This window comes from Enhydrobacter sp. (assembly GCF_030246845.1).
Lineage (GTDB): Bacteria > Pseudomonadota > Alphaproteobacteria > Reyranellales > Reyranellaceae > Reyranella.
On record NZ_CP126889.1, the window covers coordinates 3,121,755 to 3,142,990 of the forward strand.

18 protein-coding genes are annotated in these 21,236 nt (G+C 67.0%); 8 read left to right on the plus strand and 10 right to left on the minus strand.

Features of this window, described 5'->3' with window-relative positions; genetic code table 11:
• The first annotated feature begins 24 nt into the window (after positions 1-24).
• Entirely contained in the window at positions 25-891 is an 867-nt protein-coding gene (locus tag OJF58_RS15660; protein ID WP_300778626.1) for an aldose 1-epimerase, read from the plus strand.
• Positions 892-898: 7 nt separating this feature from the next.
• Positions 899-1,666: an SDR family oxidoreductase gene (locus tag OJF58_RS15665; protein ID WP_300778627.1), complete on the plus strand. Its 768-nt coding sequence runs from the start codon at positions 899-901 to the stop codon at positions 1,664-1,666.
• Between the two features lie 11 nt (positions 1,667-1,677).
• Here the strand turns inward: OJF58_RS15665 and OJF58_RS15670 are convergent, their stop codons facing one another.
• Positions 1,678-3,087, minus strand: a complete 1,410-nt coding sequence (locus OJF58_RS15670) for an adenylate/guanylate cyclase domain-containing protein (RefSeq protein WP_300778628.1) — start codon at positions 3,085-3,087, stop codon at positions 1,678-1,680.
• A 182-nt stretch (positions 3,088-3,269) separates the two neighbouring features.
• Between OJF58_RS15670 and OJF58_RS15675 the strand changes: the two genes are divergently transcribed.
• Positions 3,270-3,752 (plus strand): Hsp20/alpha crystallin family protein, encoded by a 483-nt coding sequence (locus OJF58_RS15675; RefSeq protein ID WP_300778629.1) that lies wholly within the window; start codon positions 3,270-3,272, stop codon positions 3,750-3,752.
• Here OJF58_RS15675 and OJF58_RS15680 read toward each other — a convergent pair.
• A complete protein-coding gene (locus OJF58_RS15680; RefSeq protein ID WP_300778630.1) occupies positions 3,739-4,440 on the minus strand; it encodes an alpha/beta hydrolase in 702 nt (233 codons plus the stop codon). The two genes, OJF58_RS15675 and OJF58_RS15680, sit on opposite strands and share 14 nt — an antisense overlap.
• 66 nt (positions 4,441-4,506) lie before the next feature.
• Here OJF58_RS15680 and fumC point away from each other — a divergent pair, with 66 nt between their 5' ends.
• Positions 4,507-5,910: a class II fumarate hydratase gene (gene fumC / locus OJF58_RS15685; RefSeq protein ID WP_300778631.1), complete on the plus strand. Its 1,404-nt coding sequence runs from the start codon at positions 4,507-4,509 to the stop codon at positions 5,908-5,910.
• A 6-nt stretch (positions 5,911-5,916) separates the two neighbouring features.
• Here the strand turns inward: fumC and OJF58_RS15690 are convergent, their stop codons facing one another.
• The 4 genes from OJF58_RS15690 to OJF58_RS15705 are packed head-to-tail and all read right to left on the minus strand — an operon-like array spanning position 5,917 to position 11,892.
• Positions 5,917-7,128, minus strand: coding sequence for an MFS transporter (locus tag OJF58_RS15690; protein ID WP_300778632.1), 1,212 nt, complete (start codon positions 7,126-7,128; stop codon positions 5,917-5,919).
• Between the two features lie 7 nt (positions 7,129-7,135).
• The gene (gene mtnA / locus OJF58_RS15695; protein ID WP_300778634.1) at positions 7,136-8,230 is read right to left on the minus strand and encodes an S-methyl-5-thioribose-1-phosphate isomerase; all 1,095 of its coding nucleotides are present in this window, start codon (positions 8,228-8,230) and stop codon (positions 7,136-7,138) included.
• Positions 8,227-9,516, minus strand: a complete 1,290-nt coding sequence (mtnK, locus tag OJF58_RS15700) for an S-methyl-5-thioribose kinase (RefSeq protein ID WP_300778635.1) — start codon at positions 9,514-9,516, stop codon at positions 8,227-8,229. The genes mtnA and mtnK overlap by 4 nt, the downstream gene beginning before the upstream one ends.
• A 33-nt stretch (positions 9,517-9,549) precedes the next feature.
• A complete protein-coding gene (locus OJF58_RS15705) occupies positions 9,550-11,892 on the minus strand; it encodes a transketolase (protein WP_300778637.1) in 2,343 nt (780 codons plus the stop codon).
• Between the two features lie 99 nt (positions 11,893-11,991).
• Between OJF58_RS15705 and OJF58_RS15710 the strand changes: the two genes are divergently transcribed.
• From OJF58_RS15710 to OJF58_RS15720, 3 genes are read left to right on the plus strand one after another with little or no spacing between them, the layout of a single operon-like run.
• Complete coding sequence (locus OJF58_RS15710) at positions 11,992-12,453, plus strand: Lrp/AsnC family transcriptional regulator (protein WP_300778638.1); 462 nt, start codon at positions 11,992-11,994, stop codon at positions 12,451-12,453.
• 51 nt (positions 12,454-12,504) lie between these two features.
• Positions 12,505-13,245, plus strand: coding sequence for a class II aldolase/adducin family protein (locus OJF58_RS15715; RefSeq protein ID WP_300778639.1), 741 nt, complete (start codon positions 12,505-12,507; stop codon positions 13,243-13,245).
• 25 nt (positions 13,246-13,270) lie between these two features.
• On the plus strand, positions 13,271-14,302 hold the full coding sequence (locus OJF58_RS15720) for a hypothetical protein (RefSeq protein WP_300778640.1): 1,032 nt from the start codon (positions 13,271-13,273) through the stop codon (positions 14,300-14,302).
• Positions 14,303-14,311: 9 nt separating this feature from the next.
• Here the strand turns inward: OJF58_RS15720 and OJF58_RS15725 are convergent, their stop codons facing one another.
• Positions 14,312-15,217 carry a PhzF family phenazine biosynthesis protein gene (locus tag OJF58_RS15725; RefSeq protein WP_300778641.1) on the minus strand — a complete coding sequence of 302 codons (906 nt, stop codon included), beginning with the start codon at positions 15,215-15,217 and terminating at the stop codon, positions 14,312-14,314.
• Between the two features lie 77 nt (positions 15,218-15,294).
• Here OJF58_RS15725 and OJF58_RS15730 point away from each other — a divergent pair, with 77 nt between their 5' ends.
• Positions 15,295-16,950: an AMP-binding protein gene (locus tag OJF58_RS15730; RefSeq protein WP_300778643.1), complete on the plus strand. Its 1,656-nt coding sequence runs from the start codon at positions 15,295-15,297 to the stop codon at positions 16,948-16,950.
• Between the two features lie 111 nt (positions 16,951-17,061).
• On the opposite strand, the gene OJF58_RS15735 is transcribed toward OJF58_RS15730, so the two are convergent.
• The 3 genes from OJF58_RS15735 to OJF58_RS15745 form a co-directional block, all read right to left on the minus strand.
• A complete protein-coding gene (locus OJF58_RS15735) occupies positions 17,062-18,654 on the minus strand; it encodes an NAD(P)/FAD-dependent oxidoreductase (protein WP_300778644.1) in 1,593 nt (530 codons plus the stop codon).
• Positions 18,655-18,658: 4 nt separating this feature from the next.
• The gene (locus OJF58_RS15740; protein ID WP_300778645.1) at positions 18,659-19,813 is read right to left on the minus strand and encodes an ArgE/DapE family deacylase; all 1,155 of its coding nucleotides are present in this window, start codon (positions 19,811-19,813) and stop codon (positions 18,659-18,661) included.
• A gap of 109 nt (positions 19,814-19,922) precedes the next feature.
• Positions 19,923-21,179, minus strand: coding sequence for a Zn-dependent hydrolase (locus tag OJF58_RS15745; RefSeq protein ID WP_300778647.1), 1,257 nt, complete (start codon positions 21,177-21,179; stop codon positions 19,923-19,925).
• Between the last annotated feature and the right edge of the window lie 57 nt (positions 21,180-21,236).

A 21,236-nucleotide genomic window follows, 5' to 3' on the forward strand; every position in this document is an offset into this window, starting at 1 on the left:
GTCTACACAGCGGCGGGAGGAGTGGTGACGGATTTGTTGTCGTTGCAGGCGGGCCGGCTGGTCGTCGATCTTGCCCCGCAGGCCGGCGGCTCGATTGTGCGGTTTCGCATCGGCGACGTCGACCTCCTGCGCCCCATGACTCCTGCCGACATGGCGTCCGGGCGCGGCAACAACGCATCCGCCTTTCCGCTGGTGCCCTTCTCCAATCGCATCGCGAACGGCCGCCTCGATTTCGAGGGGGAGACCTTCCAACTGAAGCGCAATTGGCCGGATGTCGCTCATCCCATGCACGGCGACGGCTGGTCGCATGGCTGGGACGTCGTGCGGGCGGACGAGCGGTCGGCCGAGATCGTCTACCTTCATGGGCGCGCTGGAGCGGAAGGCGGCTGGCCGTTCCGCTATCGGGCCCGACAGAGCTATCGGCTGGCGTCCGATCGTCTGAGCGTCGTGCTCGCCATCGACAATCTCGAGGACCGTGTCGTGCCGGCGGGACTTGGCCTGCATCCTTTCTTCGTGCGCGAACCCGACACGGAGCTCGTCTGTCACGCCCAGGCGGTATGGCTGGCCGACAGGGAGGTCCTGCCGGTCGAGCGGGTGCCAGTGCCGGACGATTGGAATTTCGACAGGCCACGTCGCGTCGACGGGGTCGTGCTGGACAATTGCTTCGATGGCTGGCCCGGCAAGGCGAACGTGATTTGGCCCGGCCGCCGTCTGCGCCTCGACCTCGAGGCCAGTGAGCCGTTTCGTCATGTCGTGATCTATACGCCACCCGGGCAGTCCTATTTTTGCGTCGAGCCCGTCAGCCATGCGAACGGCCAGGTCGGCATCCTGCCGCTGGCACCGGGCGCCACGCGCGGCGGCGAGATCGTCTTCCGCATCTCCGACTTGTGAGGGTCCGATGCCAGCCTTCGCTTCCTATCCCAGTCTCATGGGCCGGACCGTGTTCGTCTCGGGCGGCGGCTCCGGCATCGGCGCCTCGATCGTCGAGCACTTCGCCGAGCAGGGCGCGAAGGTGGGTTTCGTCGATATCGACGAACCGGCTTCGATGGCGCTTGTGAAGAAAGTCGAAACGGCAGGGCATGCCGCTCCGCTCTTTCTGAAAGCCGATGTGCGCGACGTGAAAGCCTACCAGGCGGCGATCACCGACGTGGCGACGAAGCTCGGCGCGATCACGGTCCCGATCAACAACGCCGCACGCGACGACCGGCACGACCTCGCGGAGGTCACGCCCGACTACTGGGACGAGCGCATCGCTGTCAACCTGCGCCACCAGTTCTTCGCCATCCAGGCCGTGGCGCCGGGCATGAAGGCGGCGGGCGGCGGCTCGATCGTGAACTTCAGCTCGGTCAGCTATCACACCATGACGGCGCGACTCTCGGTCTATGAGGCAGCCAAGGCCGCGGTGATCGGCCTGACGCGCGGACTGGCGCGCGACCTCGGTCCCGACCGGATCCGCCTGAACGCGATCACGCCCGGCTGGATCATGACGCAGCGCCAGATCGATCTCTGGCTCACGCCCGAAGCCGAGGCCGACCTGATGAAGGCCCAGTGCCTCAAGGAGAAGGTCTATCCGCCCGACATCGCCCGCATGGCGCTGTTCCTGGCGTCGGACGACAGCCGGCTGATCACGGCCCAGAACTTCGTCGTCGACGGCGGCCGGATGTAATCAGCCGTCCGTCAGGGAATCTCGTAGACCGCCATCTCCGAGGCGATGCCGCGCAGCGCATGCCGGTGGACGGCGGGCGTCAGGCCGCCCTCCTTCAGCAAGCTGGCGCTTTGCGGGTTGCTGACGACGCTGTCGGTCGCCAGGATCGAGGGCGAGAGCGCGAGCCCCTGAACGCGCGAGGCGATGTTCACCGTCTGGCCGAAATAGTCCTGGCGCTCGTTCAGGGTCACCGCAAGGCAGGGGCCTTCGTGAATGCCGATCTTGAGCAGCAGGTCGTCGCGACCGTGCGCGGCATTCAGCTTGCGCATCGCCTCGCGCATGCGCAGGGCGGCGGCCAGCGCGTGATCCGGCGTCAGGAAGGTCGCCATCACGGCGTCGCCGATGGTCTTGACGACGGCGCCGCCCTCGGCCGCGACGATGTCGTTCAATGTCCGGAAGTGCTCGCGCACCAGGTCGAAGGCGACCAGGTCGCCCACCCGCTCGTAGAGCTCGGTCGAGCCCTTGAGATCGGTGAACAGGAACGTGAGGCTGGTGATCTTCAGCCGCTGATCGATGCCGAGGGTATCGGTGCGATAGATGTCGCGGAACGTCTGGTTGGAGAGCAGGCGTTTGGCCGTGAGGAACGGCCGTCGCTTGCCGATCGCACGGTGCATCGCATCGTTGGCGACCCAGATCGCGGGCAGGACCCGGCTAGCGGCACGGTTCTCGAGCGACAGCCTGACCGGACCCGGCCGCAGCGCGGTGGTGCCCGTCGGCGCATGCAGGTTGGTATAGACGAGCGTCAGGCTCTGCCGGTTGCTGGTGGGCTCGCCCTTCACGTCGATGAACTGCGCGGCGTGAGTCACGGGTTCGAGAACGATGATGGTTTCGGCCGGGAGCTGCAGCGACAGGATCGCCTTGTCGCCGGCAGGCAGCTCGACGGCATCGAGCGTGACTTGCTGCATGGCCGCTTCGAGACTGTCTCCGGGCAGGTCGACGCCGGTGCCCCAGAAGACCTGGCGGTAATATTCCCAGATCGGGAGCTCGTCGGGATTGTGCGCCCCAAGGCGCCGCACCCGCGGGCTCACCGTGAAGCTCACCTCGACCATCTCGTCGAGCGTGGGCTCGTTGCTGACGGCGCAGAAGGCGCAGTAATACTCCTCCGACCGTACGCTCTTCAGCGTCGCGTTCGTGTCCAGGACGCCGCTGCAGCTCGGGCAAAGGACGTTCCAGGACATCTCGAACAGGCCGATCCGGGCGGCATGCAGGAGGGTCGCGACGGTCTTCTCCTCGTCGAGATTCTCGCGCCGGGCGAGGTCGAGGGCGTTGACACGGGCAAGCAGGCGGTCGGGCGCCTCGCGCACCAGCCGTTCCAGGGCGGCGACGCAGTCCGCGTCGGCCGATTGGCGCAGGACCGCGAACAGGGGTTGCGCGTCGCTCATGTCCGAAAGGTACGTCCAAACGAACAAAGCCGGAAAGCGGCGATGCGAAATTTTCGCCGGCTCGCTTCACTGCCCGTGTGTCGCGCCCATGTGTTGCAGCCTTCGGGAGGGACTGTCGTTGCAATGCAACGAGCGCGGACTACATGCAGGAAGTTCGACGTCCGAACAGGAGGAGGTTCGTCATGGCTGAGCATCTCCCGAAACCCTTCACGTCAAGCTCCCTGATGCCGTTCGGCGGCGAGATGGAGCAGTTCTTCAATCGCATGATGCGGGGCTGGCCGTTCGGCTGGCTCGAGGCAATGGGCAGCGGCCAGTCGCCGGCGTTGCGCGCGTTCGAGTCGACGCCCAAGGTCGAGGTGAAAGAAAATGACAACGCCTATACGCTGTGTGTCGAACTGCCCGGTCTCGACCAGAACGACGTCAAGGTGCATGTCGACGACGAGGTCCTGACGATCTCGGGCGAGAAGAAGGTCGAGCGCACCGACGAGAAGACCCACTATTCCGAGCGCAGCTACGGCAGCTTCACCCGGTCTTTCCATCTGCCGTCCGATGCCGAGGCAGACCGGATTTCGGCCCGCTACGGCAAGGGCATCCTGACCCTCGAGATCCCCAAGGCCGCCAATCGCAAGTCGGCAGGGAAGGAAATCGAGATCAAGCCGTCCTGACCGCCGACAGCACGTCGCGCTCGACCCAATCGCCGATCAGGCCCGCCAGTTCGCGCGGGCGCTCGAGCGGCGCCATGTGCCCACACTCCTCGATCACCTCGAAGCGGGCGTGCGGCAGGCAGTGGGCCATGCGCTCCGTTTCGACGAAGGTGCGCAGACGGTCCTGGCGGCAGGCGACGACCAGCGCCGGACAGGTGATCCGCGCCAAATCGGCATAGCCGTCGTTGCGCACGAGAGCCGCCTGCTTCGCTCTCACCTGGGGGCCCAGCCGGCGTTGCATGCCGCGCAGCCGCTCGAGCAGGGCAGGATCGCGTTCGCGGTCGGGATGAAGGCCGGCCGCGACGCCGTTGGTCCTGGGCGGCCGGTTGCCGGGCTGCCAGCCGGCCCGACGCCGCGCACGCTCCTCCTCCGAATAGCCGCGGGCGGAAGAGGCGACGAAAGCCACGGCAGTGACACGCTCGGGCGCCATCAGCGTGAGCACACGCGCCACGAAGCCGCCCATCGAGAAGCCCACGAGGATGAACCTTTCCGGCGATCCCGCCAGCACGCGGCCGGCCATGCCTTCGAGCGTGTCGTCCTGGTAGACGTCGCCGTGATGGATGCGGCCGATCATCGCAAGATCGGGCAGCATGTCGGCCCAGAGATCGGCATCGCACATGAAGCCGGGAAGCAGGACAAGGTCGTTCATCGGGTGCGCAGCTTGCGTGCGCGCGGCCGCTTGATCAACATCGCCCGGACAGCAAGGGGATCCGAGATGGCCGTTCGCAAGGAAACCGACAGCATGGGCGAGATTGAGGTGCCCGCGGACAAGCTGTGGGGTGCCCAGACGCAGCGTTCGCTCGTCTATTTCAGCATCGGCAAGGATCTGATGCCGCGCGAGATGATCGGCGCCTATGCGGTGCTGAAGAAGGCCTGCGCCAATGCCAACCTCGCCGGCCGGCGGCTGCCGCCGAAGCTGCATCGGCTGATCGTGCGGGCCTGCGACGAGATCCTGGCGGGAAAGCATCACGACATGTTCCCGCTGCATGTCTGGATGACGGGCTCGGGCACGCAGTTCAACATGAACGTGAACGAAGTGATCTCCAACCGCTGCTGCCAGCTTGCCGGCACACCGCTCGGCTCCAAGCAGCCGGTGCACCCCAACGACCATGTCAACATGTCCCAGTCGTCGAACGACAATTTCCCGTCGGCGATGTACATCGCCGCCGCGATCGGCGTGACGCGGAAGCTCTTGCCCTCGGTCAGGGCGTTGCACGCGGCGATCGACGCGAAGGCGCGGGAGTGGGTCGATATCGTCAAGATCGGCCGCACCCACCTGCAGGACGCGACTCCCGTCACCCTCGGCCAGGAATGGTCGGGCTACGCCGTGATGCTGGCGGAGGATATCGCCCGACTCGAGCAGGCGCTGAAAGACGTCCATCAGCTCGCCCTGGGAGGCACCGCGGTCGGCACCGGCATCAACGCCGCGCCGGGCTTTGCCGAGGCGGCGGCGGCGGAGATCGCGGCTTTGACCGAGCTGCCGTTCGTGTCGGCGCCCAACAAGTTCGCCGTCCAGGGATCGCACGATGCGCTGGTGCAGCTCTCCGGCACGCTGCGCACCCTCGCGGGCTCGCTCTACAAGATCGCCAACGACATCCGCCTCATGGCCTGCGGTCCGCGTGCCGGGCTGGCCGAGCTGATCCTGCCGGAGAACGAGCCCGGCTCGTCGATCATGCCGGGCAAGGTCAACCCGACGCAGGCCGAGGCGCTGGCCATGATCGCGGTCCAGGTCATGGCCAACGACGTGGCGGTCGGAATGGGCGGGGCAGGCGGCTACCTCGAGATGAACGTCTACAAGCCGCTCATGATCTTCAATGTCATGAACTCGATCGTTCTGTTGGCCGACGGCTGCACCAACTTCCGCAGGTTCATGATCGAAGGCACGAAGCCCAACCTGCGAAAGATCAGGGAGCATGTGGAACGCTCGCTGATGCTGGTCACCGCGCTCGCGCCCGTGATCGGCTACGACAAGGCCTCGCAGATTGCCCATCATGCGAGCGAGCACGATCTCACGCTCAAGGAAGCGGCGCTCCGGCTTGGCTATGTGAGCGAAGCCGAGTTCGATCGCATCGTCGATCCGGCCAAGATGGTCCGGCCCTATGTCGCGAGCGAAGGATGAGGGCGTCTAGCGAATAGTCCGGCTGCGCCGGGCCAGCAGGATCATCGCGACGAAGGAAATCGTCCCGAAGGCGAAGGCAACCCAGAGCGCGCCCGATGCGCCGAAGCGATCGAGCACGGCGGCGAGCACAGTCGGCGCGCTCGCCGACAGAATGCCCTGGGGCAGGGCGAGGCGGCCCATATAGGCGCCGAACTGGCCTCGCCCGAACAGGGCGAGCGGCAGCGTGGCGCGTTGCACCGCCTTCAGGCCGTTGGAGATGCCGTAGGCCAGGATGCAGACCAGGGCGATCGCCGAGTTGCTGCCGTCGATCAGCATCAGGCCGAGGCCGAACGGCAGCATCGCCGATCCCATGACGGCCGAGGTCATGAACGAATAGCGGTGGCCGAAGACGAGCTCGATGATGCGGATGCCTACCTGCGAGGGGCCGATCAGCGAGGCGAGGAACAGCGCCGAGGCCGGCGGATGGCCGAGGCCGCGCAGGATCTCGATGACGTGGATGATGAAGCCGGTGAACACGAAGGCACCGAGAGAAAGCGTCACGTTGAGCAGCAGGAAGGCGCGCGATCTTTCTTCCGCCGGCAGGCCGCCGCCCGCCGCCGGACTCGCCGCCGCATGCGATGCGGCGGGTGCGGTCTTGGGCAGGGCGATGAAATGAATCGGCATGCAGACGAGCAGATGCATGGCCGCGTAGATCAGCACCGTGCCGCGCCAGCCGAAGAAGCCGACCAGCGCGCCGCCAACTGGCCAGAAGACGGTCGAGGCGAAGCCGCCGATGATGGCAAGGACCGCGATCGCCTGACGGGCCCTCGGTCCCGCGACCTGCGCCAGGGCGATGCTGGAGGGCGTGTTGAGCGCCAGGGTCGAGGCGATGCCCATGCCGGCCCAGGCCAGGAGATAGACGATCGGGCCCTGGCAGAAGGCGAGGACGGCGAGCGACAGGGCATAGGCGAGCGAGCCGCTTGCCATGACGAGACGCGGCCCGGTGCGGTCCATCAGGCGGCCGATGCGCGGCGCGAACAGCGCACCGACCCCGAACATCACCGTGATACCGGCGAACACCAGCTCGCTCGGCATGCCGAGCTCGTCGCCGATCTGCCGGCCGAGCACCGACGGCATCAGGAAGGTGGTGCCCCAGCCGATGATCTGCGTCATGCCCAGGCCCAGCGTGGCGCGTCCGACCGGAGCGAAGATCGTGGCGCCGCCCAGGGCGCGTATCATGAGCCGATCATGCCGCCCGGGCTTGCTCGGGATAGAGAGAGAGCAGGCCCGCCTCGCTGGCCGGGCAGACGCCGCGTTCGGTGATCAGCGCCGTGACGAGGCGGGCCGGTGTGACGTCGAACGCCGGATTGGCGGCGGGGCTGCCCTCCGGCAGGATGTCGACACTCACCACGTCGCCACTCCCACCGCGTCCGGAGATGCGCGACAGCTCGGCCGCATTGCGCTCCTCGATCGGGATGTCGCGATGGCCGTCCTCGATCGTCCAGTCGATGGTGGGGTAGGGCAGGCCGACATAGAACGGCACGCCGTTGTCGTGCGCCGCCAGCGCCTTGAGATAGGTGCCGATCTTGTTGCAGACATCGCCGCGTCGGGTCGTGCGGTCGGTCCCGACGATGCAGAAATCGACCTTGCCCTGCTGCATCAGATGGCCGCCGGCGTTGTCGGCGATCACGGTGTGCGGCACGCCGTGCTTGCCGAGCTCCCAGGCCGTCAGGCTGGCGCCCTGGTTGCGCGGCCTGGTCTCGTCGACCCAGACATGGATCGGGATTCCGGCGTCGTGCGCCTGGTAGATCGGCGCCAGCGCCGTGCCCCAATCGACGGTGGCGAGCCAGCCGGCATTGCAGTGGGTGAGGGCGTTCAGCGGCCCGCCGCGCGGCTCGAGCCTTCGGATCTCGGCCAGCCCATGCTCGCCGATGCGGCGGCAGATCTCGGCATCCTCGTCGCAGATCTCGGCGGCCCGGCGATAGGCTGTTTCGCGGCGGCTGCCGGGCGGCAACGGCGAGAGGCGGGTGCGCAGATCGTCGAGTGCCCAGCGGAGATTGACGGCCGTGGGGCGCGCCGCAAGGAGCACCTGGTAGGCGCGGGCGAGCATTGCATCCGACGGATCGGCAGCCATGGCAAGCGCGATTCCGTACGCCGCCGTCGCCCCGATCAGCGGCGCGCCGCGCACGATCATGGTGCGGATGGCGCGTTCGGCGTCTTCCATCGCCCGCAGGTCGCGGATGACGAAGCGGTGCGGCAGCAGCGTCTGGTCGATCACCTGCACGGTCGTGCCGTCGACATCGAGCCAGATGGTGCGGTAAGGCCTGCCATCGACTCTCATGCCGGCACCTTGGCCGTCTCGCGCCGGACGGCACGCGCAGCTTCATTTGCTGCGCCGATGCCGTCGAATCTGCTGCCTTCGACCATCAGGACGCGCGCGAGTCTCAGCGCCTGCTTCTCGCACTCGGCGCGTCGGTCGGGGTCGGCGATGCTCTCCATGTCCTCGACATGGGCGAGTCCCAGGATGCGGCGTGTCATCTTGCAGCCGCCGAAGCCCAGGGCATCGACGAACAGCCGGCGCATATAGGCATCCTGCGCCGCCTGCAGCGCGGCCTGCTCCGAAGCGGTGGCGAACAGCGCGGGCATGAAGGTGTCGCCGCCGTGGGCCTTGTTCCAGAGGGCGCGGAAGCGCTGGTCGAACAAGGTCCAGACCGTCTCGATCGTCCGCAGGATCCAGTCGCGGTAGCCGTCGCGCTCGCCGGGCCATGTCTCGTGGCCGCTCTGCGAGAAATAGGCCAGATAGAGATTGCCGATCAGGGCGCCGACATCGAAGCCCATGGGACCATAGAACGCGAACTCGGGATCGATGGCGTAGGTCTCGTCCTCGGTCACCATGATCGAGCCCGAGTGCAGATCGCCATGGATCAGCGCCTGCGCCTCGCCCATGAACTTGAGCTTGAATTCCTGCGCCGCCCGCTTCCAGGGACCGTCGCTGCGCACCGCGGCGGCGGCGGCGTCGAGCTGCGGGCTGGTCCAGCGGTTGGCCTCGGCGATGCGCCAGGGATCGGTGAAGACCAGGTCCTCGGTGATGCGGCAGAGCTCGATATTGTCGCAGAAGAGCGCCATGTGCTTCTTCTTCGCCGCGGCCGGTTGCCCCAGATCGGAAGTGGCGAACAGCGTCTCGGCGAGGAATGTGGCCATGTGATCGGCGAGCTTCGGATAGACGATGCCGCGGATCAGGCCCTTGCGCAGGATGATGTGCGGCGTGAGATAGGCCATCACCGTGAGCGCCAGCGTCTCGTCGAAATGGAAAATCCTGGGGACATGCCGTGGCGCGGCCTTGCTCTCGGCGGCCAGCGCCTGGTGCTCGAAAAAGGCCCGCCGTACCGGCAAGGGCCAGCTCTCGCCGACCAGCCGCACATAGGGCAGGGCCTGCTTCAGCACCACGCCGCCCGACGGTCCCTCGACGATGAACACGAGATTGAGGTTGCCGTCGCCCACTTCGCGGACCTTCCAGTCCGTTACGCTGCCGCCCAGCTTCGTGGCGACCGCCGGCACGCCCGCCAGATAGGACGATACGTCGGCTTCCTTGAGGCTCCGATAGCCCGGCGGAACGTCGAGTGCCATGACGCCCGAAATTCGGGCTTCACGGCTGCAAGGTCAAGAGATCGCTCTTGCCGCCGCGTCGACGATCGCTGCCGAGTCGAGCTTGTAGGTGCGATAGAGGTCGGGAATGTCGCCGGACTGGCCGAAGGCCTCGATGCCGAGCGGAACGACACGCTGGCCGCGCACCGAGCCCAGCCAGGAGAGCGTGAGCGGATGGCCGTCGAGCACGGTGACGAGCCGCGCCTCGCGCGACAGCGGCGCCAGCAGGCGCTCGATCGGACTCGGGCCGCGATCGATCCTTCCCGCCGTGCGGCCACGCTCGCGCTGCGCCGCGAGCCAGTCGGCGTGCAGGCGATCCGGCGAGGTGAGGACGAGAAGTCCGGCGCCGGCGAAGTCGCGCACGATGCCGTCGTGCGCGGCGATGGTCTCGGGCGTGACGGCGCCCATGGCGACGATCGCCAGGTCGGCGCCCGGCTCCGGCGGCGCGTACCAGTAACCGCCCGCCACGATGTCGGCCTCCTGCGCAGGCGACAGCGTCCGCTCTGGCTGCGGCAGGCTGCGGGTCGAGAGCCTGAGATAGACCGACGAGCCTTTGGGCCGCTGGATATGCTCCAGGCCGAACCGCAGCAGGACGGCCAGCTCGTCGACGAAGGCGGGTTCGTAGGACAAGAGGCCCGGCTGGCCGATGCCGATCAGCGGCGTGTGGATGCTCTGATGCGCGCCGCCTTCGGGCGCCAGCGTCACGCCGGACGGCGTAGCGGCCAGCACGAACCGCGCATCCTGATAGCAGGCATAGTTCAGCGCATCGAGGCCGCGGGCGATGAACGGGTCGTAGAGCGTGCCGATCGGCAACAGGCGGGTGCCGAACAGCTCGTGGGCGAGGCCGAGCGCTGCCAACTGGATGAAGAGATTGTTCTCGGCGATGCCGAGCTCGATGTGCTGGCCGCGCGGCGTCTTGCGCCAGAGCTGGGCCGAGACGACCTTGAGCTCGCGGAACACGTCTTCCGCCTCGGTATGGCCGAACAGGCCGCGCCGGTTGATCCAGGGGCCGAGATTGGTCGAGACGGACACGTCGGGCGAGGTCGTCACGACGCGGCGGGCAAGCTCGCTGTCCTCGGCGGCGATGGCGTTCAGGATCTTGCCGAAACCCTCCTGCGTGCTGGCCTTCCTGTCGCCGGATCTCGGCAGGGTGGCGGGTATTGCGATCGCCGGCGCCTCGGTCCGGCGCCGGCCTTCGGCATTGAACGGGGCCTCGGCGATGAAGGCTTCCAGCTCGGCGGGCGAGGCCGAGAGGCCGGCGAACTTCTCCCATTCCCGGCCGTCCTCGATGGCCATGCCCTTTTTGAAGCCCGCCATCTGGTCGAGCGTCATCAGGCCGGAGTGGTTGTCCTTGTGGCCGGCGAAGGGCAGGCCCTGGCCCTTGATCGTGTAGGCGATGAAGCAGGTCGGCCGATCGTCGTCGATGCTCTCGAAGGCATCGAGCACGGCCTGCATGTCGTGGCCGGCGAGGTTGGTCATCAGCCGATGCAGCGCGGCGTCGTCGTGCTGCTCGAGGATGCGGCGGATGCCGGGATACTGGTTGAGGTCGCGCGTCAGCGCCTCGCGCCAGCCGGCGCCGCCCTTGAACACCAGCGCCGAGTAGAGCGAGTTGGGGCAGGCGTCGATCCATTGCCGGAGCTGCTCGCCGTCGGGTTGGGCGAAGGCGGTCTCGAGCAGCTTGCCGTACTTCAGCGTGAGGACGCGCCATCCGACCAGCTCGAACATCTCGCCGATGCGGCCGAACAGACGGTCGTTCACCACGCCGTCGAGGCTCTGGCGGTTGTAGTCGATCACCCACCAGAGATTCCGCACGTCGTGCTTCCAGCCTTCGAGCAGGGCCTCGAAGACGTTGCCTTCGTCGAGCTCGGCGTCGCCCACCAGCGCGACCATGCGGCCGGCCGGTCGTTCGGTCGGAGCGAGCTTCTTCAGCCGCACATAGTCCTGCACGATCGAGGAGAAGAGCGTCATGGCGACGCCCAGCCCGACCGAGCCGGTCGAGAAATCGACGTCGTCGACGTCCTTGGTGCGCGAGGGATAGGACTGCGCCCCGCCCAGGCTGCGGAACTTCTCGAGCTTGTCCTGCGTCTGGTGGCCGAACAGGTACTGGACGGCGTGGAACACCGGCGAGGCGTGCGGCTTCACCGCCACGCGGTCCGCGGGCCGCAGCACCGCGAAGTAGAGCGCAGTCATCACCGTCGCCAGCGAGGCGCAGGAAGCCTGGTGACCGCCGACCTTCAGGCCGTCGCGGTTGGGCCGGATGTGGTTGGCATGGTGAATGGTCCAGGCGGAAAGCCACAGAACCTTGCGCTCCAGCTCGCGCAGAAGCCTCAGTCGCTGGACGGGCGCCATCGAGGTCATGTCCTCCAGATACGCCGGGATACGGGGAATATCCTTGCGTTTGGACCCATTCGGCCGCTGTATAGGGCAAAATTGCGCCAAGATTGGGAAATTCGAGCAATGATCTCCCTCGATGCCATCGATCGACGCATTCTCGAGCGGCTGCAGCAGGAGGGACGGCTGAGCAATGCCGAGCTCGCCGAGAAAGTCGGTCTTTCCTCCTCCCCCTGCTGGCGGCGCGTCAAGGCGCTGGAGGAGGCCGGTGTGATCAGGGGCTATGCCGCACTGCTCGACGCCAAAACGGTCGGCCTCGCGGTCAATGTCTTCATGAGTGTCTCGCTCTCCACCCAGAACGAAAAGTCTCTGAAGGAGTTCGAGCGCGCGGCTGCGGCACGGCCCGAGGTCATGGAGTGCTACCTGATGACCGGCGACAGCGACTATCTGCTGCGCGTCGTGGTGCGCGATCTCGAGGCCTACGAGCGCTTCGTGATGGATTTCACCAAGATTCCCGGCATCGCCCAGATCCGCAGCTCCTTCGCGCTGCGCCCGGTGAAGCAGGGGACGGCCCTGCCGCTCGGCTGACGCAACGGCGGCCGATCTTTGCTAAGCTGCGGTGCTGGGAGGAACAGCGCCATGTCGACTCCGATCGCCTTCGATCCCGCCATCGGCCGCGAGTTCGTGAAGTATGCGCGACTGCTGTCGGCCCGCGGCTACGTGCACAACACCTTGGGCAACATCGTGATGCGCGTCGCTCATCCCGACTTTCCGCACGGCATCGCCTACACCAAGCACGCCGAGATCTCGCTCGAGGAGATGGAGACCGGGAACATCGTCATCACCGATATTCCCACCAGCCGGATCCTGTGGGGCGAGCGCATGACCTCGGTCGGGCACAATCTCAGCCGGGAGATCCTGCGTCTGAGGCCGGACATCGGCGCCACCATCCATGTCCATGACGACGCCACGATCGCGCTTCTGGGCGCACTGGGCGAGGCCAATGCGCCCGAATTCAAGGTGCTCTCGCTCGATCCGCCCTTCGTTCTCGGCAGGCCGGTGCATTTCGTGCCGGCCCATGTCGATGTCGAGGCCGATGTGAGCTCGGTCGCGAGCTTCATCCAGGGCACCAACTCGGTGGTGCTGGTCGGGCACGGGATCACGACATTGGGACGCACCCTGTCGGAGGCCTACCATCGGCTCAACACTCTCACCGCCGAAGTGCGCCGGTGCATCGTCGCCGAGCAGATCGCGGCGCTCAAGGGAACGCGCGTCGCCTACCGGCCCCGGCACGAGATCGAGGAGATGTACCGCTTCGCCGAGCGCATCATCTATCCGACGCGGGCCGAGGATGTGATGCGCGACGAGGCCGCCCAATAGCGGCCGGCGCCGGAGGAGCGGCGCGGTGTTGACCCTCGAGCATCGGCCGAAACCGCCGGTCGGGACCTACGTCCTGCTGGGCGTGGCCGGCCTTTTCTATCTGCTGATGCTCGTGAATCTGGTCGATATCGGCGACGTCGACCCGGCTGGACGCGGCCTCAACCAGGCCTTCGCGGCTCTCGCCGGCCTTCTTCTCTGGATCGTGCTCGCGATCCTGCTGGTGGTCGGCGGCGTTCGGGGACACATGCCGCTGCTGGCCGCCATGGCCGCCGCGATCCTGCTTCCGGCCTCGGCGGTCGCGGCCATCGTGGCGGCCGAGCTTTACGAACGCATGGGCGGCTGGCCGATCCTGGTGCCGGCGCTCCTGCCGCTGGTGTTCGCGTCCTATGCGCTGTGGGCCAGGCTGCCGCAGCTTCGCAAGCACTTCCCAGCCTTGTCGACGAGTGCCTTCGCCGGCGTCGCGGTCCTCGTGATGACGGCGGGACCTCTGGCGGCGACGTGGTACGCCGACCAGCCCGATCCCACGCGCCGGGCCCGCTTGGCGGCGGAGGAGCGAGCGCAGCACGAAGAGCGGCAGCGACAGGCGGTCGCGATCCGCAGCCGTGAAGCGGCAGCCTTCGCCAAGCTCGGCCCCGACTCGTCGCTGGCCGACTATCTGCCTTACCTGCATGGCGAGCACGCCCAGGCCGCGCTCATCGGCATCCGGCTGGTGAAGAGTCGCCAGGCCGATGCGGTCGCCCTCTTGCGGCAGGGGCGTCTCGGCGATCTGGCGCATCTGCGGGAATTCAACGTCGAGCCCACCGCGGAGCTTTGCCAGGCGTACGGCAAGGCGCTCGCCGCGGCGGCGGCCGAGGTGGCGCCGAGCCCGCACTCGGCCTATCTCTCGGCCGCCATGGCGCTCGAACGTCAGCTTCCCAACATCACGTGGCTGATCGGGGTAGGCTGCGATCTTGCCGAGCCGCTTGCCCTGCTCGAGACCAATGTTCGTGCGGTCGCCGACTCGCCGCGCATGACCGCCTTCGCCGATGCGCTCGCCAGGCTGCGCGAAATCAAATGACGGCGCCTGTCAGAGCTCGATTGTCCCCGTCATCATCTCGACGCAGCACCCGCCGATATGGGTCGCAGTCACCTTGCCGGCTCGCTTTTCGGCACAGGCTTGCAGGATGCTGGGACGGCCCATATCGAAGCCCTGGCCGATGGTCTGGCTCAGGGTGAGGTCGGCGCGCGCATCGAAGTGCGCCAGCAGGCCGATCAGGGCGACGTTGGCGCTGCCGGTCGCCGGATCCTCGGGGACGCCGTAGAGCGGCGCGAACATGCGACTCTGGATGTCGAGATCGCCGTCCTCGCCGCGCACATAGAGATGGATGCCGACGGCGCGCTCCATGGGCAGGTGGCGCCGGAAGGCATCCTGGCGGCCTTGCGCGGCCGCCAGTGCCTCCCGCGACCGGAGCTCGGTCATGACGAAGCCCACGCCGCAGGAAGCGATGATCGGCCGATGCACGCCGGTCTGGATCTCGGTCGGTGGAAGGGAGCAGGCCTCGGCGACGATGTCGACGGCGATCTCGTCGCCGAGCGTCAGCGGCTGCGGCGCGGCCAGCCGGGTCGCGATCACCTCGCCCTTGTCGCGTATCAGGTCGATCGGCACGAGACCGGCCTTCTCCTCGAACACCAGTCGATCGCCTGCGACCTTGTGGCCGAGGCATTTGCCGGCCTTGGCCAGCACGAAGGCCGTGCCGATATTGGGATGGCCGGCAAACGGCATCTCGGCCTTGGGCGTGAAGATCCGCACCTCGGCCGTGTGCGCGCGGTCGCCGGGCGGCAGGACGAAGGTCGTCTCGGCCAGGTTGAACTCGGCGGCAACGGCTTGCATCTGCTCGCCCGACAGACGCCGCGCATCGGTGACGACGGCCAGCGGGTTGCCGCCGAACTTCCGGTCGGTGAAGACATCGACGGTCGTGAAGGGAACCTGCATGGCGGCGGACCCTAACCGGCTTGCGGAAGGGGCCCTGAACGAGATTAACTCGGGACTGGGAGGAAAAACACTCGGCCATGACACAGCTTTCCTATGACCACGGCGTTTCCCGGAACAAGCTGATCGGCGAGACGATCGGCGCCTTCTTCGACCGCACCGTCGAGACCCATCGCGACCGCGAGGCGCTGGTCGTGAAGCACCAGAACGTCCGATGGAGCTGGGGCGAGCTCGGCCGCCGGGTCGACGATCTGGCGGCGGGCCTGCTGTCGCTGGGCCTCCAGCGCGGCGATCGCATCGGTATCTGGGCGCCCAACAATTCGGAATGGACGCTGACGCAGTTCGCCACGGCCAAGGCCGGGCTGGTGCTGGTGAACGTAAACCCGGCCTACCGTCGGGCCGAGCTCGAGTACGCCATGAACAAGGTCGAGTGCAAGGCGCTGGTCCTCGCGCCGGCGCTCAAGACCTCGAACTATCTCGAGATCGTGGCCGATCTGATGAAGGACAGGAAGCTCCCGCACCTCAAGCACATCGTCCGGCTCGGCGGCGAGAAGACTCCGGGCATGCTGAACTTCGACGATGTCGCCAAGGCCGGCGGCAACGCCGAGCGGGTGAAGCTCGCCGAGATCGGGCCGAAGCTGCAGTTCGACGACGCCATCAACATCCAGTTCACCTCGGGCACGACGGGCTTCCCCAAGGGCGCCACGCTCAGCCACCACAACATCTTGAACAATGGCTTCTTCGTCGCCGAAGGCCTGAAGTTCACGCCCGACGACCGGCTCTGCATCCCTGTGCCGCTCTACCACTGCTTCGGCATGGTGATGGGCAATCTCGGCTGCCTGACACACGGCGCGACCATGGTCTATCCAGCCGAGTCGTTCGATCCGCTGGCGACCCTGCAGACCGTCGCCGAGGAGCGCTGCACGGCGCTCTACGGCGTGCCCACGATGTTCATCGCCCAGCTCGACCATCCCGAGTTCGACAAGTTCGACCTCAAGAGCCTGCGCACCGGCATCATGGCGGGCTCGCCCTGCCCAATCGAGGTGATGAAGCGCGTGCAGAGCAAGATGAACATGCACGAGGTCACCATCGCCTACGGCATGACCGAGACCTCGCCGGTCTCGACCCAGTGCGCGACCGACGATCCCGTCGAGCGCCGCGTCTCCACGGTCGGGCAGGTGCTGCCGCATATCGAGATCAAGATCGTCGACACCGAGGGCAGGTGCGTGCCGCGCGGCGAGACCGGCGAGTTCTGCACCCGCGGCTACTCGGTGATGAAGGGCTACTGGAACGACGACGACAAGACGGCCGAGGCGATCGACGACGGCGGCTGGATGCACACCGGCGACCTCGCGACCATGGACGCGGAGGGCTATGTCAACATCGTGGGCCGCCTCAAGGACATGGTGATCAGGGGTGGCGAGAACGTCTATCCGCGCGAGATCGAGGAGTTCCTCTACCGCCATCCCAAGGTGCAGGACGTGCAGGTGATCGGCGTGCCGGATCAGAAGTACGGCGAGGAGATCTGCGCCTGGGTCAAGCTGCGCGACGGCCAGAGCGCGACGGCGGAGGAGATCCGCGAGTTCTGCAAGGGCCAGATCGCCCACTACAAGATCCCGCGCTACATCGAGTTCGTGGACGCCTTCCCGATGACCATCACCGGCAAGATCCAGAAGTTCGTGATGCGCGAGCAGACGATCGGCAAGCTCGGGCTCAAGGCGCAGAAGACGGCGTGAGGCCGCTGATTATTATTGCTTTCGTGTCGCCCCGAGCGCAGCGAGCGATCCTTGATCGGCGCTGCCAAAGATCCCTCGCTGCGCTCGGGATGACACCCGTACATATGCTGGCTACGACAGCGCCATTTCCTTGTACCCGTTGGCAGCGACCTCGTCGCAGCGGGCGCGGTAGGCGGGGGCGCTGCCGCTGTAGCGGGCGACGATGCGGGTCTGCTTGCCCTCGACGTTGCGGTTGATGCCGGTCATCCAGGAGTCGACCTCGTTGGAGAGCAGGCCCTCGCCCAGCGCCTTCACGTGGTCGGTCCAGGCTGCGACGCCCTCGGGCTGGCATTCGGCGCGGGTGAAGCCGTGCTCGCGCATGTAACGGATCACGCCGATCACCCATTCGACATTGTATTCGATGCTGCGCGGGATGTTGCCGAGAGCGGTGTGCGGACCCATCACCATGAACATGTTGGGGAAGCCCTCGACCTGCACGCCGAGCCAGGTCTGCGGCCCGCCCTTCCACTTGTCCTTCAACCGCAGGCCATCGACGCCGCGGATGTCGATGCGGTCGAAGCTGCCGGTGATGGCGTCGAAGCCCGTGGCGTAGATGATGATGTCGAACCCGTGCTCGGCGGCGCTGGTCTTGATGCCTTTGGGCGTGATGCGGTCGATCGGTGTCTCACCGATATCGACCAGCGTCACGTTGGGCTGGTTGTAGACTTCATAGTACCGGGTCTCGAGCGGCACGCGCCGCGTGCCGAAGCCGTGGTTCCTGGGGATCAGCTTCTCGGCCACCTTCGGATCCTTCACCCGCTGGCGGATCTTGCGCGCCACGAAGTCGCTCACGAGGGCGTTCGCCTTGCGGTCGACCAGAATGTCGCGGAAGTTGCCCTGCCACATGCCGAAGCCGCGGTTGCCGTAGAGCTTCTCGAAGACCGCTTCGCGCTCCTCCGGTGTGACCTCGCTGGTGGCGCGGGGATCGGGCGTGTGCAGGAAGCAGGCGAAGGTCTCGCGGCAGCGCTCGAAGATCTCGGGGTAGCGCGACCTGATCTCGCGCATTTCCTCCTCGCCGATCGGGGCGTTGTGCAGCGGCGCGCACCAGTTGGGCGTGCGCTGGAAGACGGTGAGGGTGCCTGCGGTCTTGGCCACCTCCTGGATGGTCTGCACGCCGGTCGCGCCCGTGCCGATCACGGCGACGCGCTTGCCCTCGAAGCTCACCGGCTCGTGCGGCCAGCGCGCGGTATGGCAGGATAGGCCCTTGAACGTATCGATGCCCTCGATCCTGGGCATGGTCGGCGCCGAGAGGGGGCCGACGGCAGTGACGAGAAAGCGCGCGCTGTGCCGGGTGCCGCCCTCCAGCGTGATTTCCCAGCCGCGCGTCTCTTCCTTGTAGTGCGCCGCCGTCACGCGCGACCTGAACTGGATGTCGCGACGCAGGTCGAACTTGTCGGCGACGTAGTTCAGGTACTTGAGCGTCTGCGGCTGGGGCGAGAAATGCTCGGTCCAGTGCCATTCGTCCAGCAGCTCCTGGGAGAAGGAGTAGCCGTAGGAATAGCTTTCGGAGTCGAAGCGCGCGCCGGGATAGCGGTTCCAGTACCACGTGCCGCCCACGCCCGTGCCGGTCTCGAACACCCGGACCTCGAGGCCGAGCTTGCGCAGGCAATAGAGCTGGTAAAGGCCCGAAATGCCGGCGCCGATGACGATCGCGTCGTAATCCATCCCCTCAGGATAGCAGTCGGCTCACCACTTCCAACTGGATCCGCGCCGCCGCGACCATTTCGGCGATCGGAACGCTTTCGTTCGCGGCGTGACCCTGCGCGCCGGAGCCAGGCCCGAAATTGATGATCTCGATCCCGTCGTCGGCGTAGTAGCGGCCATCGCTGACGCCGGTGGCGTTGAGGAATTTGGCCTTGCGGCCCGTCTGTTCCTTGATGGCCGCCTCGAAGGCCGTGACGGCCTGCCCGTTCTCGGGCGCGAAGAAGCCGTTGGTGCCGGTCAGGAACTCGACGCGATAGAGGCTCCGCGGCTCACCTGCCGAATCGACCACGCGCTTCAGCTCGGCGAACGCGTCCTTCACCTTCTCGCCGGGCAGCAGGCGACGGTCGATCTCGGCCGTGCAGGCCGAAGGCACGACGTTGGTGTTGTGGCCGCCATGGAACATGCCGACATTCACCGTCGACCTCATGGCGCCCGATCTACGCTTCGCCAGTGCCTCGTCGTAGTAGGACTGCAGGGCGCCGACGAGCCGCATCATGCGCAGGACCGCGTTGTCGCCCGCGGCGGGATTGCCGGCATGGGCCGCTTTGCCTTTGGTGGTGAGGCGCGCCCACATCACGCCGCGCTCGGCCACGATCAGATTGTTCTCGGTCTGCGCGCCCAGGATCAGCGCATCGGGCCGCACCTTGCCGCTCTTGCGCAGATATTCCATGCCGTTCGGCCCGAGATTCTCCTCGTCGGCCACGAAGGTGAAGATCAGCTCGCCCTTCGCCGGTCCGCCGCGCCGTGCGATCTCTTCGGCCAGCCAGAGCTGGACGGCCATGCTCCCCTTGCAGTTGCCGGCACCCAGGCCGTAGACGAGGCCGCCTTTCACCAGGGCCTTGAACGGATCGCTCTTCCAGTTGGCGCGCTCGCCCACGCCCACCGTGTCGACATGGGCGTTCAAGGCGACGACCGGCCCTTTGCCCCTGCCCTTGCGTCGCGCCACGACGTTGTCGACGCCCTTCACCTTGCGCGCGATCTCCACCTTGTAGCCGGCCTTCCTCAGGCGCTTCGCCGCATAGGCACAGATCTCGACCGACGTGCCGGGCGGGTAGGGGCTCGGCAGCGCGATCAGGTCGGACAGGATCGAGACGAGCTCGGACGACAATTTCTTGGACACGATGGCTCCTCAAGTAACGGCGTCATCCCGAGCGTAGCGAGAAATCTTTGATCGGCGTCGCGAAGGATCCCTCGCGGCGCTCGGGATGACACGGCGTCTGTTCGGCGGCCTAGCGATTCGCCAGCTCCTGCAGCACCGCGACCAGAACGCGCGCGCCGGCGGCGAGGTCGGAGGGCGTGGCATTCTCGCTCTCGTTGTGGCTGACGCCGCGCTCGCAGGGCACGAAGATCATGCCGGCGGGGCAGAGCCTGGCGATATGCATGGCGTCGTGGCCCGCGCCGGAAGGCATGTCCATGTGGGCGAGCTTCAGCGCCTGGGCCTTGTTGCGCACCAGGTCGATCACCCGGGGGTCGAACAAGGTGGGCGCCACATTGGTCACCCGCTCGATGCGGGCAGGGCAGGGCCTGGCCTTGCGCGCCACGATGTCCCGCAGCTTCTTCTCGTGCGTCTCCAGCATGCCGTCGTCGGGATGGCGCATGTCGATCGTGAAGGTGACCTTGCCCGGCACCGTGTTGGGCGAGCCGGGCGAGACCTCGACGCGGCCGATGGTGAAGCGCAGCGTGTCGTCGGCGTCGGTCGTCGCCTCGTACATCGCGGCCGCGATGCGCGTCGCCGCGACAAAGGCGTCCTTGCGGGCGGCGCGCGGCGTCGTGCCGGCATGCGCCTCCTCGCCGTCGATCTCGACGATGTAGCGGCGGCTGCCCTGGATCGCCGTCACCACGCCGATCGTCTTGCTTGCCGCCTCGAGGCGCGGGCCCTGCTCGATATGGGCCTCGACGTAGAAGCCGACATCGAAGCCTGGCGGGCCCTCGCGCATTGGCGCCGGCGCGGCCTTCAGCGTCTCGGCCAGCGCATCCTTCAGCGCGACGCCTTGCCAATCCTTCGTCGCCAGCATCTCGTCGAGCCGGTAGATGCCGGCGAACACCGCCGAGCCCATGGCGCCGGGCTGGAAGCGCGAGCCTTCCTCGTTGGTCCAGGCGACCGCGATCACCGGCCGCCGCGTGCGGATGCCGGCATCCTCCAGCGCCTCCAGCGCCTCGAAGGCCGCCAGCACACCGTACATGCCGTCGAAGCGGCCGCCGGTCGGCTGGCTGTCCATGTGCGAGCCGCTCATCACCGGCGGTGCCTTGGCGTCGGTGCCGTCGCGCCGCACGAAAAGATTGCCGATCGCATCGGTGAAAACGGAAAAGCCGCGCGCCCTGGCCCACTCCATCAAGAGGTTGCGCGCCGCCGCATCCTCGGCCGACAGCGCCTGGCGATTGACGCCGCCCTTGGGCGTGCCGCCGAGCCTGGCCATGTCGGCATGCCGTTGCCACAGCCGATCCTCGCGCACCGCGCCGGAGCTCTCCTTGAGGGCCACGCCCATCCTGCCTCCTCGAGCTTGTCGTCGGAGCTATACCGGCCCCATAGTCGACCTTCAATC